The organism is Mycolicibacterium moriokaense, assembly GCF_010726085.1.
GTDB lineage: Bacteria > Actinomycetota > Actinomycetes > Mycobacteriales > Mycobacteriaceae > Mycobacterium > Mycobacterium moriokaense.
Genome location: NZ_AP022560.1, coordinates 1286064 through 1301341 on the forward strand (window position 1 = coordinate 1286064; position 15278 = coordinate 1301341).

Below are 15278 nucleotides of genomic sequence, written 5' to 3' on the forward strand. Positions count from 1 at the left end.
GAAAGCGTGTCGAGGACAGTCGCGATAAGGATCGCCGCCCTGGTGCTGGCGGCGATCATCGTGGCGTTCACCGTTTTCACCTATCTCGCCTACAGCGCCGCGTTCACGCCGACCGAAACCGTGACCGTGAACTCCTCGCGGGCCGGTCTGGTGATGGACAAGGATGCCAAGGTCAAGTACCGCGGCATCCAGATCGGCAAGGTCGAGAACATCACGTACTCCGGCGATCACGCGACGCTGACGCTCGCCATCAACCGCGACCAGATGCGCTACGTCCCGTCGAACGCACCCGTACGTATCGGCAGCACAACGGTATTCGGCGCGAAGTCGGTGGAGTTCCTCGCGCCGCCGCAGCCGTCTGGCACGTCGCTGCGCCCTGGCGCCGTCGTCCAGGCCGAGTCGGTGCAGCTGGAAGCCAACACGTTGTTCCAGACGCTGATCGATGTCCTGAACAAGATCAATCCGATCCACCTCAACGCGACCATGTCGGCGCTCGCGGAGGGCCTACGCGGGCACGGCGACGACTTCGGCTCAACCATGGCGGGGTTGAACCAATATCTCGCAGAACTGAATCCGAAGCTGCCGACGGTTGAGACGCTGCTCTCGCAGACGGCGACGGTGGCCAACATCTACGGTGATGCCGGTCCCGACCTGGTGACCGTGATCAACAATGCGCCCACCATCAGCAAGACGATCGTCGACGAGCAGAAGAACCTGAACGCCACCCTGCTTGCGACAATCGGGTTGGCGGAAGAGGGAACCGCGACGCTGGAGCCGGGGGCGGATGACTACATCGCCGCGATCCAGCGGCTGCGGGCGCCCTTGAAGGTGCTCGGCGACTATTCACCCGAAATCGGCTGCATAATCCAAGGCGTCGCCATCGGTAACCAGCGGGGTGCGTCGATCCTCGGTGGCATGAAGCCCGGCGCGATGGTGAGTTCCAGCTTCGTGCTGGGTGTTCCGTCGTACACGTATCCCGAAAGCCTGCCGATCGTGAATGCGACGGGTGGTCCGAACTGCCGCGGCCTGCCGAACATCCCCAGCCTGCAGTACGGCGGTTCGTATTACAGGTCACCGTTCCTGGTCACCGACAACGCGTACATCCCCTACGAGCCGTTCACCGAGGTGCAGGTCGACGCCCCGTCGACATTCCAGTTCCTGTTCAACGGTGCATTCGCAGAACGGGATGACTTCTGATGAGTCACCGTGGAGTCCTCATCAAGGTGAGCATCTTCGTGGTGGTGATGCTGGTGGTCGCCGTCGGTTTGGTGGTGATCTTCGGCGAGTTCCGCTTCGCATCCACGAATCGCTATCACGCCACGTTCACCGACGCCTCCCACCTCGAAGGCGGCAACGACGTGCGGATCGCCGGAGTCCCGGTGGGCACCGTCGAGGATGTGAAGCTGAACCCCGACAACACCGTCGACGTCGCGTTCACCCTCAACAAGAAGTACCAGCTGTATACGTCGACGCGGGCGGTGATTCGCTACGAGAACCTCGTCGGTGACCGTTTCATGGAGATCACCTCTGGGCCGGGCGAGCTTCGAAAGCTCCCCAAGGGCAGCACCATTCCGAAGGAGAACACCCAGCCGGCACTCGACCTCGACGCGTTGCTCGGCGGCCTGCGTCCGGTGGTCAAGGGTCTCAACGGTGAACAGGTCGACCAGATCAGCAATGCGATCCTCGAGTTGCTTCAGGGGGAGGGGGGTGCGCTGTCCCGACTGCTCTCGGAGACAGGGAGTTTCAGCCAGACCCTTGGCGACCGCTACCAAGTGATCTCAGAGGTGATCCAGAATCTCAACCAGGTGTTGGGGACCATCGACGAGAAGAGCGTGGAGTTCGACGCCAGCATCGATGAGCTTCAAAAGCTTGTCACCGGGCTGGCGGAGGGCCGCGATCCGATCGCAGGCGCGATTCCGCCTCTGGCGTCGGCGGAGAACGACCTGACCGACATGCTGGTCAACTCGAGGCGGCCACTGCAGGGTGTGCTCGAGAACCTTCGTCCGCTTTCGACCGAGCTCGACAACCGTAAGGCAGAGGTGAATCAGGTCATCGAACCGTTGGCCGAGAACTACCTGCGGCTCAATTCGCTTGGCGCGTACGGGTCGTACTTCAACTACTACATCTGCGAAGCGAAACTGAAGTTCAACGGGCCTGCAGGCAGTGACATCTTCCTACCGATCGGTGGCGTTCCCGATCCGTCGAAGGGCAGGTGCTCTGAAAATGGATAAGACGATCCGGGCAGGCATCTTCGGCATCGCGGTCGTGGTGTGCGTTCTGCTCGTTGCGTTCGGCTACAACACCCTTCCGTTCTATCCGCAGGGCAAGCCCTACGAGGCCTTCTTCGCCGACGCGGGTGGAATCTCGCCGGGCAACGACGTCAACGTCTCCGGCATCACGGTGGGCAAGGTGACCGACGTCGCCCTGGCCGGTGAGGCCGCAAAGGTGACGTTCACCGTCGACCGCAAGATCAGGCTGGGGGACCAGACTCTCGTTTCAATCCGGACCGACACCGTGTTGGGTGAGCGATCGCTGGGGGTCGTACCGCAAGGCAGCGGGTCGGTGAAGTCGATTCCGTTGGCCCGCACCACAGTTCCGTATACCTTGAACATGGCACTGCAGGATCTGGGCCAGAACTCTGCTTCGCTCAACAAGGACCAACTGACCCAGGCGTTGCGCGTGCTGACGGATTCATTCCGCGACGCGACGCCTGAGCTTCGGCGCACGCTCGACGGGGTAGCGGAGTTGTCGCGCAGCATCAACGCCAACGACGAGGCGCTGGGGCAGTTGCTGGCCCGTGCGAAGTCGGTGACCGCGGTGGTCGCCGACCGGGCCACTCAGGTGAATCAGCTCGTCAACGACGGCAACCTGCTCTTCGCCGCACTCGATGAACGGCGGACCGCGCTGAGCAATCTGATCGCTGGCATCGACGATGTGTCACAGCAGATTTCGGGATTCGTGGCCGACAACCGTCGCGAGTTCGGCCCGGCGCTGAAGAAACTCAATCTGGTGTTGGACAACCTGCTCGAACGACGTGAGCACATCAGCGAAGCGCTGAAGCGGCTGCCGCCGTATGCTACGGCTCTCGGCGAGTCGGTCGGCTCGGCTCCCGGCTTCATGGTCAACCTGCCCAACGCGGTCCCGAACAACACGCAGATGGCCCTGCTGTTGGATCTCTACTTCCAGCCGGGCAAGGTTCCCGACAGCCTCGCTGACCTGCTGCGCGGGTTCCTGTCCGAGCGCATCATCATAAGGCCGAAGTCACCATGAGCCGTCTGCTGCGTTTCGGGATCATCGGCGCACTCGTGGTGGCGCTGATCGGTGGCGCGTTCGTGATCTGGCCGCGGGTGTCTACCTACCGGGTGGACGGATACTTCACTTCGGCGGCGGGACTGTACCCGGGCGACGAAGTCCGCGTGGTCGGCGTTCCGATCGGCACCATCGAATCGATCTCACCGCAGGCCGACGCCGTCAAGGTGACCATGAGGGTGCAGGACGGCGTCAAGGTGCCCGCCGACGCACGCGCGGTGATCATGGCGCCGAACCTGGTGTCGGCCAGGTTCATCCAACTCACCCCCGTCTACAAGCAGGGCCCCGAGATGCAGGACGGCGGCAGAATCGATTTGAACCGCACGGCGGTGCCGGTGGAGTGGGATGAGGTCAAGACCGAACTGACCAGGCTCAGCCAGCAGCTCGGACCTTCGTCGGGTCAGGTTCAGGGACCGTTGAGCGAGTTTGTCAATCAGGCCGCCGATACCTTCGACGGTAACGGCGACTCGTTCCGGCAAGCCTTGCGCGAGTTGTCACAGACCGCGGGACGGCTGGGTGACTCGAGCACCGATCTGTTCGACACGGTGAAGAATCTGCAGATCCTCGTCGACGCGCTGTCGAAGAGCAACGAGCAAATCGTCCAATTCAGTGGACATTTGGCCTCGGTGTCCCAGGTGTTGGCCGATAGCTCCGTGGGGCTGAGCGACACTCTCGGCAGCCTCAATCAGGCACTGTCGGACGTGCGCGGCTTCCTCGACGAGAACAATGAGGTGCTGGTCGCCAACATCGACCGGTTGACCGACTTCACCAGCATCCTGACCAACCAGACCGACGACGTAGAGCAGATTCTGCACGTGCTGCCGAACGCGATGGCGAACTTCTACAACATCTACAACCCCGCTCAGGGCACGGCCAACGGCGTTCTCGGTCTGCCGGAGTTCGCCAACCCGGTGCAGTTCATCTGCGGAAACTTTGATGCCGCGGGAACGCCCGATTACGACAAGCGAGCCGAGATCTGCCGGCAGCGGATGGCGCCGGTGCTGAAGCGCTTGGCGATGAATTTCCCGCCCTTCATGGAGCACGGGATCAACACGATCACCGCTTATAAGGGGCAGGTCATCTACGACACCCCGGCGACCGAAGCCAAGGCGAAGACCTATATCCCGTATCTGGAGTGGATTCCGGCCGACGGGCGGTTCCCGCCGCGCGCGGGCGACGAAGGCGACCCAAGCGCGTTGTTGCTGCCCCAGAACCCGGTTCCCGGCCCGCCGCCGCCTGCGCAGCCGTACACGCTCGGTCCGGTGATACTCCCGCCGGGCCCCGCCCCCGCCGGCCCGCCGCCCGGCCCGGCTCCGGGTCCGCCCCCTGGTCCGCTTCCGGCCGAGGCCGCTGCCCCTGGAGGTGGGGGATGACCCGAAAGTCCCGAAATTCTTTGGGAATCAACGCTGCTCGGGTGGCCCGGCGGGCGGTTGCCATCGGTTCCGGCGCGGTGCTGCTCGCCGGCTGCTCGTTCGGCGGCCTGAACTCGCTGAACATGCCCGGCACCGCGGGCCACGGCAAGGGTTCCTTCAACATCACGGTGGAAGTGCCCGATGTGGCTACGCTGCCGCAGAACTCGCCCGTGATGGTCGACAACGTCACGGTGGGTAGCGTGTCGGGGATCGAGGCCGTTCAGCGGCCGGACGGCACCTTCTACGCCGCGGTGCAGCTCTCGCTGGATGAGAACGTCAAGTTGCCCGCCAACGCCACGGTGCGGGTTGCGCAGACCTCGCTGTTGGGGTCGCAGCACATCGAGCTGGCCCCTCCGGTCGGCCAGCCGCCGGAAGGCGAACTGCGTGAGGGGATTCATCTCCCGCTGAACCAGGGCAGCCGCTATCCGACGACAGAGGAAGTGCTCTCGGCGCTGGGTGTGGTGGTCAACAAGGGCAATCTCGGTGCGCTGCAGGACATCACGCAGGAGGTCTACAACGCGGTGGCCGGCCGTGAAGGCCAGTTCGCCGGTCTGATCCCGCGTCTGGCCGAGCTGGCCGCGTCGTTGAATCGGCAGACCGAAGACATCATCGCGACGGCCGAGGGGCTGAACCGGTTTGCGGGGGTTCTCGCGCGGAGCAGGGACAGTTTGGGGCGCGCGCTCGACACCCTTCCCGGCGCGTTGCGAGTGCTGAACGAGAACAGGGCCAGCATCATCGATGCCTTCGCCGCGCTGCAGCGGCTGGGCACGGTCGCGTCGCGCATCCTGTCCGAAACGAAAGACGACTTCGCCCAGGACATCATCGATGCGTACTCGGTGATCAAGCCGCTCAACGACGTTCGTGCGGATCTGGTGACCAGTCTGGACAGCTTCGCGACGTTCCCGTTCCCGGGTAAGAACCTAAAGCGGGTGGCCAGGGGCGACTACTTCAACATCTTCTCCGTGTTCGATCTGACCATTCGCCGACTCGGCGAGACTATCTTCACGACGTCGTTCTTCGACCCGAACATGAAGCGCCTTGCCGAAGTCGTGAACCCGCCGGAGTTTCTCACCGGCCAGATGGCGAACCTGTCTGGGCAGGCTGCGGATCCGTTCAAGATCCCGCCCGGCACCGCATCCGGTCAGGAGGTGCCACCCAACTGATGTTCAACCGAACTGCGCGAATCCAGCTGTGGGTCTTCGTCGTCATTACGGTCCTCTCCGTCGGCGCGATCTCGCTGTTGTACATACGCATTCCTGCCCAGCTCGGTCTCGGTACGTATGAAGTCACCGCGAACTTCGTGGCCGGTGGCGGCCTCTACGAGAACTCGAATGTCACCTACCGCGGTGTGCAGGCCGGCCGAGTCGAGTCGGTTCAGTTGACCGACGGCGGCGTCGTGGCACGCATGCGGATCAACAGCGACGTCAAGATCCCGGCGAACTCCACCGCCACCGTGAAGAGCGTGTCCGCGGTCGGCGAACAGTACGTGGATTTCGTTCCGCCGGCTGATCCTTCGCCGGAGGTGCTGCGCAACGGTGCAACCATCCCGAAGGACCGCACGGAGATACCGCAGGATGTCGCGGAGTTGTTGCGCGAGGCCGACCAGTTGGTGAGCAGCCTCGACAACACCCGGCTGCAGGACCTGCTGCGTGACACGTTCGAGGCGTTCAACGGCTCGGGGCCGGAACTCGCGCGGCTCCTCGATTCGGCACGGGCGCTGATCGATCAGGCGAATGCGAGCTGGCCTGAGACCTCCGCGCTGATCGACCAGGCCGGACCGCTGTTGGAGGCGCAGATACGCAGCGGCGATGACATCCGGTCGTTGTCCGACGGGCTCGCGCGCTTCACCAGCGAAGTGGCCGGGGCCGATCCGCAACTGCGCTCGCTGCTCGCGAACGCGCCGAGCGCAGCCGCCGAAGCCAGTGAGACGTTCGCGGGCATTCGTCCCTCGTTCCCCGTGCTCGCGGCGAATCTGGCCAACTTCGGCCGCGTCGGCGTGATTTATCACAAGTCGATCGAACAGGCGCTGGTCATCTTCCCTGCCCTGCAGGCTTCGCTCTTGACGATCGGCGGCCAGCTTCCCGCCGACGAGGGTGGCAAGCAGGACTTCAAGATCTCCATCAACGATCCGCCGCCGTGCAACACGGGCTTCTTGCCGCCCTCGGAGATTCGCACGCCAGGCGACACGACATTGCGCGAGCTGCCGACGGACATGTATTGCAAGGTCGCGCAGAACGATCCGATGGTGGTCCGCGGCGCGAGGAACTACCCCTGCCAGGAGTTCCCGGGTAAGCGCGCGCCGACCATTCAGTTGTGCCGCGACCCGAAGGGATACGTCCCGATCGGCAACAGCCCGTGGCGTGGTCCGCCGGTGCCGATCGGCACGCCGGTGGACGTCATGGAGGACGACACGCCTGAGGACGGTCGAAACGTTCTGCCGCCCAACAAGTTCCCCTATATCCCGCCGGAGAACGACCCGGATCCGGGATATCCCGTTCCGCCGGGTTCGGTGCCGCCGGGCGTGCAGACCGGTCCGGGGCCGGCGCCCCATCAGCCGTGGCCGTACATCCCGCCGCCGAACCAGGGGCCTCCGCCCCCGCCCTACACAGCGTGGATACCGCCTGCGCCGTATCCGAATGCGTGGCCTCCGCCGGCGTTCCCGCCGGGGTGGTTGACCAATCCGCCGCTGTTCGCCGGACCGTACTACGAAGGTCCCCAGGCGCCGCCGGCTCCGCCGGCACCCGCCCCACCGCCTCCACCTGCACCGCCTCCACCTGCGCCGGTGAACCCGCCGCAGGCCAGTGGCGCTGTCTACGGCACGTACGATCAGAACACGGGAGTTTTCGTAGACCCGGCGGGCGGGACCGGTGTATTCGCCCCGGGTGCCGCTGATCTGCGGCCACAAGAGAATTGGGTAGACCTCATGCTGTATCCGGACCAGGTGTAAATGACATCCACTCCGACCAGTCAGAAGAAGCCAGTGCGTCGCCGTGCGACCCGTCCCGCGGGTCCGACCAGTGACACCCCCGCGGTGGTCACCGGGACCACCGCGGTGCGCGGTGCGACGACGGACGCGAAGGGTCCGATAGTCAACCTCCGCAAGACTGCGCCCCCGCCCCGCCGGCTGCCGCATCGACGCTTGGTCGCGGTCGTCGCCCTGGTAGGCGGGGTCATCGCGACGGTTGTCCTCGGGGCCGGCGTCTTGGCGCTGAACATTCAGCGACAGGACGCAGACGCCATGCAGGCGCGCAACCAGCGTTTCGTCGACACCGCGACGCAGACTGTCGTGAACATGTTCAGCTTCAAGCAGGACACCATCGATGACAGCGTCGACCAGTTCTACAACAGCACCAGCGGACCGTTGCGCGACATGTTCAGCCAGAACAACAACGTCGAGAACCTCAAGGCCATATTCCGCGAAACGGGCGGTAGCTCGGAAACCGTGATCAACGGCGCCGCACTGGAGAGCATCGACGAGGTCAGCAAGAAGGCATCGGTGTTGGTGTCGGCGCGCGTCACCGCCAGCGACATGAACGGGAACAACCGGCCGTCGCAACCCTACCGGCTGAGGATCGTCGTCCAGGAGGACGACGAGGGTCGAATGACGGCCTACGACCTCAACTACCCCAACGGTGGCAACTGATGCGTCGGATCATCACTGGCATTGCCTGCCTACTGGCCGTCGCGTTCGTCGGCCTGGCCGCGGTGGGCGGCGCGCTTTACTGGCAGCGGGTGGAGACGCGTGGTGAGCAAGCCGCGCGCGACGAGCTCGGGCCGTTGGCGAAGAAGCAGATTCCGGCCGTCTTCACCTATGACTACAAGACGGTCGAGAGCAATCTCACCGAGGCGTACAGCATGCTGACGCCCACCTACCGCAAGGAGTTCGAGGACCGGGCGAACTCCGACATCATTCCGCAGGCGCGGGCCCGCGAGTTGGTCAGTCAGACCAACGTGGTCGGCGTCGGAGTCATGGAAGCGCAGCGCAATTCGGCAGCGGTGATGGTCTACATCAATCGGACGGTCTCGGAGAAGACGAACCGCGATCAGCCGATATATGACGGTGCGCGACTGCGCGTCGACTATCAGCGCATCGACGGCAAGTGGTTGATCAACTACATCAAACCGATTTAGCGGGGTCTTCTCGGGTCGCGGCCAACGCGTCGAGGAACGACCGCGCCCACAGGTCGACGTCGTGCACCAGCACCTGACGGCGTAGTGCCCGCATCCGCCGCCTGCCCTCTTCCGGGGTTTGATTCAGCGCCGCCTCGATCGCGTCCTTGACGCCTTCGAGGTGATGCGGGTTGGCCAGGTAGGCCTGGCGGAGTTCGGCTGCGGCGCCGGTGAATTCGCTGAGCACCAGGGCGCCGCCGAGGTCGCTGCGGCAGGCGACGTACTCCTTGGCGACCAGGTTCATCCCGTCCCGCAGCGGGGTCACCAGCATGACGTCTGCCGCCACGAAGAACGCGATCAACTCGTCGCGCGGAATCGGCCGGTGCAGGTAGTGCACGATCGGATGACCGATGTCGCCATGCTCGCCGTTGATGTGGCCGACCTGGCGTTCGATGCTTTCGCGCATCGCGATGTAGCTCTCGACTCGTTCGCGGCTGGGCGTCGCGAGCTGAACCAGCACCGTGTCATCACGTTTCGCGCGATGTTCGTCGAGCAGCTCCGAGAACGCCTTCAGCCGGACGTCGATGCCCTTCGTGTAGTCCAGCCGGTCGACACCGAGCAAAATCTTGCGCGGATTGCCCAGCTCGCGGCGAATCTCGCGCGCCCGCTGACGGATTGCGCGTGAGCGCGACTGTTGGTCAAGTGTCGTGGAATCGATGGAGATCGGGAACGCGCCGACTTTGACGGTGCGGAAGCCGACCTCGATCTCGCCGAATCGGGAACGCACACCGACCGTCGCGCGAGAGGCGTTGGCACCCACCAGGCGTCGCGCCAGGATCAGGAAATTCTGTGCGCCGCCGGGCAGGTGGAAACCGACCAGATCGGCACCGAGCAGACCCTCGACAATCTCGGTGCGCCATGGCATTTGCAGGAACAGTTCGACCGGTGGGAACGGGATGTGCAGGAAGAAGCCGATGGTGAGATCGGGCCGCAGCTGGCGCAACATCTTCGGAACCAACTGCAGCTGGTAGTCCTGAACCCATACCGTGGCTCCCTCGGCCGCGGTCGTGGCCGTCGTCTCGGCGAAGCGCCGGTTCACTTCCACGTATCGCTCCCACCACTCACGGTGGTAGATCGGTTTGACGATCACGTCGTGATACAGCGGCCACAGCGCTGCGTTCGAGAAGCCCTCGTAGTACTCGGCGACGTCCTGCGTGGACAAGCTGACCGGGCACAGCAGCATGTCGTCCTGCTCGATCGGCTCATCGCCAGCATCGGGAATACCCGGCCAACCGATCCACGCACCGCGTCGCTTACGCAGCAGTGGCTCCAACGCAGTCACGAGGCCGCCAGGGCTCCGCTTCCACGTCGTGGTGCCGTCGGGCAGCCGTTCCATGTCAATCGGCAGCCGGTTGGCCACCACGACAAAGTCGGAATCCCCGGAGCTGACCTTGCGGCCGCGCCCCGGACTCACTTACGCCTCGAGCTTCGACGGTCCAATGCCGAGCATCGAAAGGAACACCCGGCATTCCTCGGCGTCGTTCGCGTAGGCGGCGACTACGCGCCTGGCCTGGCGCGCGGTGCTGTCGGCGAGCGGTTCGACGTCGCCGATATCGGCGGGATCAGATTTCGCAGGCATACGTCAACTCTAGGTGACGAGATCATCGCCCCTGTTCGGAGGCTTCCGGACAGCTAGTTGGTCACCGTCGGGCTGTGGCCGACCGTGGACTGCGGTACCGGCTGCGGTCCAGCGGCCTGCCCCTGCTCAGCGAGGCCGATGCACTCGCCCGAGTTGTGCCCGGTGCACGGGATGGCGCCACCGCCGCCGGGCAGATTCACAGTGGGCAGATCGGGATTGCCCGCGGACGTCGAGAACGGCGAAGGACCGGAGTTCGGAACGGTGTGCGGGACGCAGTTACCGGTGAACTGATCGGGTTCCTCACCGCCGGGGCATCCCTGCGCAACCGGTGCGGCGTCGATGGTCGGCACCGTGAATACGGCGATCGCGGGAGCCGCAGCAACCGCGACCGCAAACCCGCCGGCAAGGATCAGTCGTCGAGCTGAGAGCTGTAAGGTCGCCATGGTCACGCTTTCTGTAGTTAGGCCGGTCGTCGGCATGGATTGTATGGAAGCTGAAAGGTTTCTGCACAGCTTCGGGGAGTTCCCCCGTTTTGGCTATGGGCTGGAGCTGATGGTGGAACGAGGCGTGACGTTCGGTAGAAGTGATTGATCCTCTGAAAGCCCGATGCATTCGCCGGCATTACCTCCGGTGCACGGAATGCCGTCGATCTCGGGGATATCCGGGTTGGCAGCGGTTGTCGTGAAGCCTGACGGGCCGCTGTTCGGCACCATGAAGGGGACGCAGGTCGTCGTGAAGACGTCCGCCTCCTCACCGCCCGTGCATTGGGCCTGTGCGATACCGGGTTCGGGCACCGAGTACGCGGCTATCGCGGGTGCCGCGGCGGCCGCGACAACCATTGCCCCCATCAGCAGGTGCCGTCGGATCGCGAATGTGGGAGTTGCCATTCCGCAATTCTACTGACTCGCCCGAGTTTGTGCGTGTACGCAATTCCAAAGTGACGCTGGTGTTGCTCCGCGAGCCTTATGCACTCTCCCGAATTGTTGCCACCGCAGGGGATCGCTTGAATCGAGGGACGGCCTGAGTTCCCAGGGGCGGTATCTAGACGTGCACAGATTCGCCGATTCGCGTGCGGGGCAGGCCAGTCGCGCGGGTATGGAGCGTCGAGAGTGCGGGCGGATAAGCCGTGCCAAGAGGATCCGTGGTCCGGCCACGCCTCAACTGCTTTGTGGTTTGCTGTGTCTCGCCGCATGCGTCCGAGCGATTCGGATTGCGTGAGTGAAGTCTTCTTGTGGACAACATGATAGAGATGGCCGCGCGGCGACCCCGATTGTATCTGTGAGTTGGCTTTGTGGTTGCTGTGGTACCGCTGAGCGGTCGCTCGGCGGAGCACCGTAATGTGCAAGCTGTATTACTACGCGAGCGAGGTGGTCGGCTGTGGCTAACCCTGATCTGACAAGTGCCGGACCTGCCGGAGGCGAAGCGCCCCAGGTCACTTACGAGACGCTGGACGACGGACGGATCGCGCGGATCTGGCTGAACCGTCCCGATGCCCAGAACGCTCAGTCGCGAACGTTGTTGGTGCAGTTGGACGAGGCCTTCGGCCGAGCTGAGGCTGATGACGAGGTCCGGGTGGTGATCCTGGCGGCCCGCGGCAAGAACTTCTCGGCCGGACATGACCTCGGGTCCGAGGCCGCGCTGCTGGAGCGCACGCCCGGCCCCGCCCAGCATCCGACGTTCTCCATCAACGGTGCGACACGGCAGGCCGTTGCCGAGAGGACGTATCTGCAGGAGTGGCACTACTTCTTCGAGAACACCCGGCGTTGGCGTGATCTGCGCAAGATCACCATTGCGCAGGTGCAGGGCAATGCGATCTCGGCCGCGCTGATGCTGATCTGGGCGTGTGACTTGATCGTTGCTGCCGACGATGCGAAGTTCAGCGACGTCGTCGCCGTACGTATGGGTATGCCGGGTGTGGAGTATTACGCTCACCCATGGGAATTCGGCGCGCGTAAGGCGAAAGAACTTCTGCTGACCGGTGATTCGATCGATGCCGACGAGGCCTACCGGCTGGGGATGGTGTCGAAGATCTTCAAGCGCGATGAGCTCGAGGACAAGACCGTCGAGTTCGCCCGGCGCATCGCCGAGCGGCCGACCATGGCTGCGCTGTTGGTCAAGGATTCGGTCAATGCCGCCGCCGACGCCATGGGCTTCACCGAAGCGCTTCGGCATGCGTTCCACATCCACGAGCTCGGGCACGCGCACTGGGCGGCCGCGAACGAAAACCGGTACCCGGTCGGCCTGCCACCCGATGTGCCGGACTGGCGCACCTTGGGAGCGCCCAAGCTCGCGCGCCACGACGAGCCGTGACGTATAACTAGAACCTGTTCTAGTCGGCGGACGAAGGGGTCTGTGGTGCAGCTGTCATTGACGGGGCGAACGATACTGGTCACCGGTGGTGGGAGTGGCATCGGTAAGGGTGTGGCTGCCGCCGTGGTGGCCGCCGGGGGCAATGCGATGCTCGTGGGCCGGAACGCCGACAGGCTCTCCGCGGCGGCTGACGAGATCGGCGCCAAGGGCGGTCCGGGTTCGGTGCTCTACGAGCCCGCCGACGTCACCAATGAAGATGAGGTGGCGCGTGCCGTGGATGCGGCCACGGCGTGGACGGGCACGTTGTACGGCGTCGTGCATTGCGCCGGTGGCAGCGAGACGATCGGACCCGTCACACAGATCGATTCCGAGGCGTGGCGGCGCACTGTCGACCTCAACATCAACGGCACCATGTATGTGCTCAAGCACTCTGCTCGGGAGATGGTTCGCGGTGGCGGCGGGTCATTCATCGGCATCTCCTCGATCGCGGCGAGCAATACGCACCGATGGTTCGGCGCCTACGGGGTCTCCAAGGCGGGCATCGACCATCTGATGCAGCTGGCGGCAGACGAACTCGGCGCATCATGGGTGCGGGTGAATTGCATCCGGCCGGGGCTGATCCGCACCGAACTCGTTGCGCCGGTGCTTGATTCGCCCGAGCTGAGCGCCGACTACGCGGCCTGTACCCCACTGCCGCGGCCGGGTGAGGTCGAGGACATTGCGAACTGCGCGCTGTTCCTGCTGAGCGACGCCGCGAGCTACATCACCGGCCAGGTGATCAATGTCGACGGCGGAGTGCTGGTGCGCCGCGGGCCGGATTACTCGTCGATGCTGGAGCCGCTCTTCGGGGCTGACGGCCTGCGCGGAGTCGTGGCGCCGTAGTTCCCTAGGACGCCCTGCCCGACCTCCGCCGGGGTTATCCCCAATTGCGGGTTTGTCCACAGGTGGGGTTTGGGCTGGTGGTTTCCCGTCGGCCGGGTGGTTAGTGTCGAATGTATGTTCGATCAGCGGGTGGTGGTGGCGGCCTTGGCGAGTGCGGGGCCGGCGGCGGTGGGGGCGTGGGCGCGGCTGGAAAATGCCGCGTGTGCCCAGCGGTTGTTCGCCAGCGCCGATGAGCTCGAGCGCCTGTATGCCGCCAGCGGCTCGGTCGAGCGTGAGCAGTGGTGTTTGGACAACTGGGGGGCAGTCGCGGCCTCGATCGCCGCCGCCCAACACGTGTCATTGGGGGTGGCGTCGCATCAGTTGTCGATCGCGGTGGGGCTTCGCGAGCGTCTGCCGCGGGTGGCGGAGGTGTTCGCCGCCGGGGCGGTGAACTACCGGTTGGTCTCGACGGTGGTGGCGCGTACCCGGCTGGTCAAAGACCCCGACGTGATGGCCAAGCTCGACACCGAGATCGCCGCGCGCCTGCAGGCGTGGGGCCGCTGTCGGCGATCCGCACCGCCGCCGAGGTCGACTACTGGGTCGAGCGCTATGACCCGATGGCGGTGCGGCGCACCGAATACGCCGCCCAGGGCCTCAAAGTCGACATCGACAAACCTGATGACGGCTCCGGGGCGGTGGTCGTGATCGGCCGGTTGATCGTCACCGACGGCGACGCGCTGGATCAACGCCTGGACGCGATGGCCCGTGCGGTGTGTGACAACGATCCGCGCACCCTGGATCAGCGCCGCTCCGCGGCGCTGGGCGCGTTGGGGCACGGCGCCGACCGGCTGGCCTGCGGCTGCGGCGATCCCGGCTGTGCGGCCGCCGAGCGCCAGCCCAGCGCGGTGGTGGTCCACGTCATCGCTTCTGAGGACTCGTTGACCGATGACACCCCCGCCCAGTTGGACGGGACGGTGGAACTGCCGCCGGCCGATAAGCCGCTACGCGAGATGACGATCGCCGAAGCCCTGGACCGGATGCCCGCGCCGCCGCCGGCGCCGGCGGCCAGCGCGCCGGCGATGTTGTTGGGGGCGATGCTGCCCGCCCGCTGCTGGCCGCCAAAGTCGCGGGCACCGCCAAACTCGTGTGGGTGCGCCACCCCGGCAACGCTGCGGCTGAGCCGCGCTACATCCCCTCGGCGGTGTTGGCCACCTTCGTGCGCTGTCGCGACATGACGTGTCGCTTCCCGGGCTGTGATGAACCCGCCCACCACTGCGACATCGACCACACCTCGCCTACCCGGGCGGGCCGACTCAAGCCTCGAACCTCAAATGTTTATGCCGAAAACATCACTTACTCAAAACATTTTGGGGCTGGCACGATGAACAACTCCCCGACGGCACCGTGACATGGACCAGCCCGCAGGGACAGACCTACACCACCCATCCGGGCAGTCGATTATGGTTTCCCAGCCTGTGTCGCCCCACCGCCCCCCTCACCACCACCAACCCGAACGCACCCACCAAGAGCGAGGCTGCCCGCAGGTTGGCCATGCCGCGGCGCAGCGCCACCCGCGCTCAGAACCGCGCCAAAACCATCGACACCCAACGCGCCCACAACCACGCCGCAATCCAAGC

General features: G+C 64.8%; 16 protein-coding genes. 12 read left to right on the top strand and 4 right to left on the bottom strand.

Translation table 11 applies throughout. The features are described from left to right. The first annotated feature begins 6 nt into the window (after nucleotides 1-6). Genes G6N43_RS06210 through G6N43_RS06245 form a run of 8 tightly spaced genes read left to right on the top strand, consistent with a single transcriptional unit; the run spans nucleotide 7 to nucleotide 8852 of the window. Entirely contained in the window at nucleotides 7-1197 is a 1191-nt protein-coding gene (locus G6N43_RS06210) for an MCE family protein (RefSeq protein ID WP_083156639.1), read from the top strand. Beyond that, nucleotides 1197-2231 (top strand): MCE family protein, encoded by a 1035-nt coding sequence (locus G6N43_RS06215; RefSeq protein WP_083156638.1) that lies wholly within the window; start codon nucleotides 1197-1199, stop codon nucleotides 2229-2231. Before G6N43_RS06210 ends, G6N43_RS06215 begins: the two co-directional genes overlap by 1 nt. Next, entirely contained in the window at nucleotides 2224-3270 is a 1047-nt protein-coding gene (locus tag G6N43_RS06220; RefSeq protein WP_083156636.1) for an MCE family protein, read from the top strand. Before G6N43_RS06215 ends, G6N43_RS06220 begins: the two co-directional genes overlap by 8 nt. Continuing rightward, a complete protein-coding gene (locus tag G6N43_RS06225; RefSeq protein WP_163658024.1) occupies nucleotides 3267-4682 on the top strand; it encodes an MCE family protein in 1416 nt (471 codons plus the stop codon). Before G6N43_RS06220 ends, G6N43_RS06225 begins: the two co-directional genes overlap by 4 nt. After that, complete coding sequence (locus G6N43_RS06230) at nucleotides 4679-5884, top strand: MCE family protein (protein WP_083157824.1); 1206 nt, start codon at nucleotides 4679-4681, stop codon at nucleotides 5882-5884. Before G6N43_RS06225 ends, G6N43_RS06230 begins: the two co-directional genes overlap by 4 nt. Beyond that, nucleotides 5884-7668: an MCE family protein gene (locus G6N43_RS06235; RefSeq protein WP_083157825.1), complete on the top strand. Its 1785-nt coding sequence runs from the start codon at nucleotides 5884-5886 to the stop codon at nucleotides 7666-7668. The genes G6N43_RS06230 and G6N43_RS06235 overlap by 1 nt, the downstream gene beginning before the upstream one ends. Beyond that, the gene (locus G6N43_RS06240) at nucleotides 7669-8364 is read left to right on the top strand and encodes an Rv1363c family protein (protein WP_083157826.1); all 696 of its coding nucleotides are present in this window, start codon (nucleotides 7669-7671) and stop codon (nucleotides 8362-8364) included. After that, nucleotides 8364-8852 carry a mammalian cell entry protein gene (locus G6N43_RS06245; protein WP_083157827.1) on the top strand — a complete coding sequence of 163 codons (489 nt, stop codon included), beginning with the start codon at nucleotides 8364-8366 and terminating at the stop codon, nucleotides 8850-8852. Before G6N43_RS06240 ends, G6N43_RS06245 begins: the two co-directional genes overlap by 1 nt. Here the strand turns inward: G6N43_RS06245 and G6N43_RS06250 are convergent. From G6N43_RS06250 to G6N43_RS06260, 4 genes are all read right to left on the bottom strand, one after another. Beyond that, entirely contained in the window at nucleotides 8839-10305 is a 1467-nt protein-coding gene (locus G6N43_RS06250) for an alpha,alpha-trehalose-phosphate synthase (UDP-forming) (RefSeq protein ID WP_083157828.1), read from the bottom strand. The genes G6N43_RS06245 and G6N43_RS06250 overlap by 14 nt on opposite strands. Next, nucleotides 10306-10470 carry a hypothetical protein gene (locus G6N43_RS30390; RefSeq protein ID WP_110810588.1) on the bottom strand — a complete coding sequence of 55 codons (165 nt, stop codon included), beginning with the start codon at nucleotides 10468-10470 and terminating at the stop codon, nucleotides 10306-10308. A gap of 53 nt (nucleotides 10471-10523) precedes the next feature. Beyond that, complete coding sequence (locus G6N43_RS06255; protein WP_083157829.1) at nucleotides 10524-10913, bottom strand: intersectin-EH binding protein Ibp1; 390 nt, start codon at nucleotides 10911-10913, stop codon at nucleotides 10524-10526. 93 nt (nucleotides 10914-11006) lie between these two features. Beyond that, nucleotides 11007-11357: an intersectin-EH binding protein Ibp1 gene (locus G6N43_RS06260; protein ID WP_083157830.1), complete on the bottom strand. Its 351-nt coding sequence runs from the start codon at nucleotides 11355-11357 to the stop codon at nucleotides 11007-11009. A 490-nt stretch (nucleotides 11358-11847) separates the two neighbouring features. Here G6N43_RS06260 and G6N43_RS06265 point away from each other — a divergent pair, with 490 nt between their 5' ends. From G6N43_RS06265 to G6N43_RS31025, 4 genes are all read left to right on the top strand, one after another. Further along, a complete protein-coding gene (locus G6N43_RS06265) occupies nucleotides 11848-12780 on the top strand; it encodes an enoyl-CoA hydratase (protein WP_083157831.1) in 933 nt (310 codons plus the stop codon). Between the two features lie 45 nt (nucleotides 12781-12825). Next, nucleotides 12826-13662, top strand: coding sequence for an SDR family oxidoreductase (locus tag G6N43_RS06270; protein WP_083157832.1), 837 nt, complete (start codon nucleotides 12826-12828; stop codon nucleotides 13660-13662). Between the two features lie 114 nt (nucleotides 13663-13776). Continuing rightward, nucleotides 13777-14346, top strand: coding sequence for a DUF222 domain-containing protein (locus G6N43_RS31020; RefSeq protein ID WP_407664892.1), 570 nt, complete (start codon nucleotides 13777-13779; stop codon nucleotides 14344-14346). Beyond that, nucleotides 14259-14876 carry a DUF222 domain-containing protein gene (locus G6N43_RS31025; protein ID WP_407664904.1) on the top strand — a complete coding sequence of 206 codons (618 nt, stop codon included), beginning with the start codon at nucleotides 14259-14261 and terminating at the stop codon, nucleotides 14874-14876. Before G6N43_RS31020 ends, G6N43_RS31025 begins: the two co-directional genes overlap by 88 nt. The last annotated feature ends 402 nt before the right edge of the window (nucleotides 14877-15278 follow it).

Coding starts and splice junctions, on each gene's coding strand:
- G6N43_RS06255 (WP_083157829.1), bottom strand. CDS start 10,913: ATGGCGACCTTACAGCTCTCAGCTCGACGACTGATCCTTGCCGGCGGG.
- G6N43_RS31025 (WP_407664904.1), top strand. CDS start 14,259: ATGGCGGTGCGGCGCACCGAATACGCCGCCCAGGGCCTCAAAGTCGAC.
- G6N43_RS06235 (WP_083157825.1), top strand. CDS start 5,884: ATGTTCAACCGAACTGCGCGAATCCAGCTGTGGGTCTTCGTCGTCATT.
- G6N43_RS06240 (WP_083157826.1), top strand. CDS start 7,669: ATGACATCCACTCCGACCAGTCAGAAGAAGCCAGTGCGTCGCCGTGCG.
- G6N43_RS06215 (WP_083156638.1), top strand. CDS start 1,197: ATGAGTCACCGTGGAGTCCTCATCAAGGTGAGCATCTTCGTGGTGGTG.
- G6N43_RS31020 (WP_407664892.1), top strand. CDS start 13,777: ATGTTCGATCAGCGGGTGGTGGTGGCGGCCTTGGCGAGTGCGGGGCCG.
- G6N43_RS06260 (WP_083157830.1), bottom strand. CDS start 11,357: ATGGCAACTCCCACATTCGCGATCCGACGGCACCTGCTGATGGGGGCA.
- G6N43_RS06225 (WP_163658024.1), top strand. CDS start 3,267: ATGAGCCGTCTGCTGCGTTTCGGGATCATCGGCGCACTCGTGGTGGCG.
- G6N43_RS06220 (WP_083156636.1), top strand. CDS start 2,224: ATGGATAAGACGATCCGGGCAGGCATCTTCGGCATCGCGGTCGTGGTG.
- G6N43_RS06245 (WP_083157827.1), top strand. CDS start 8,364: ATGCGTCGGATCATCACTGGCATTGCCTGCCTACTGGCCGTCGCGTTC.
- G6N43_RS30390 (WP_110810588.1), bottom strand. CDS start 10,470: ATGCCTGCGAAATCTGATCCCGCCGATATCGGCGACGTCGAACCGCTC.
- G6N43_RS06230 (WP_083157824.1), top strand. CDS start 4,679: ATGACCCGAAAGTCCCGAAATTCTTTGGGAATCAACGCTGCTCGGGTG.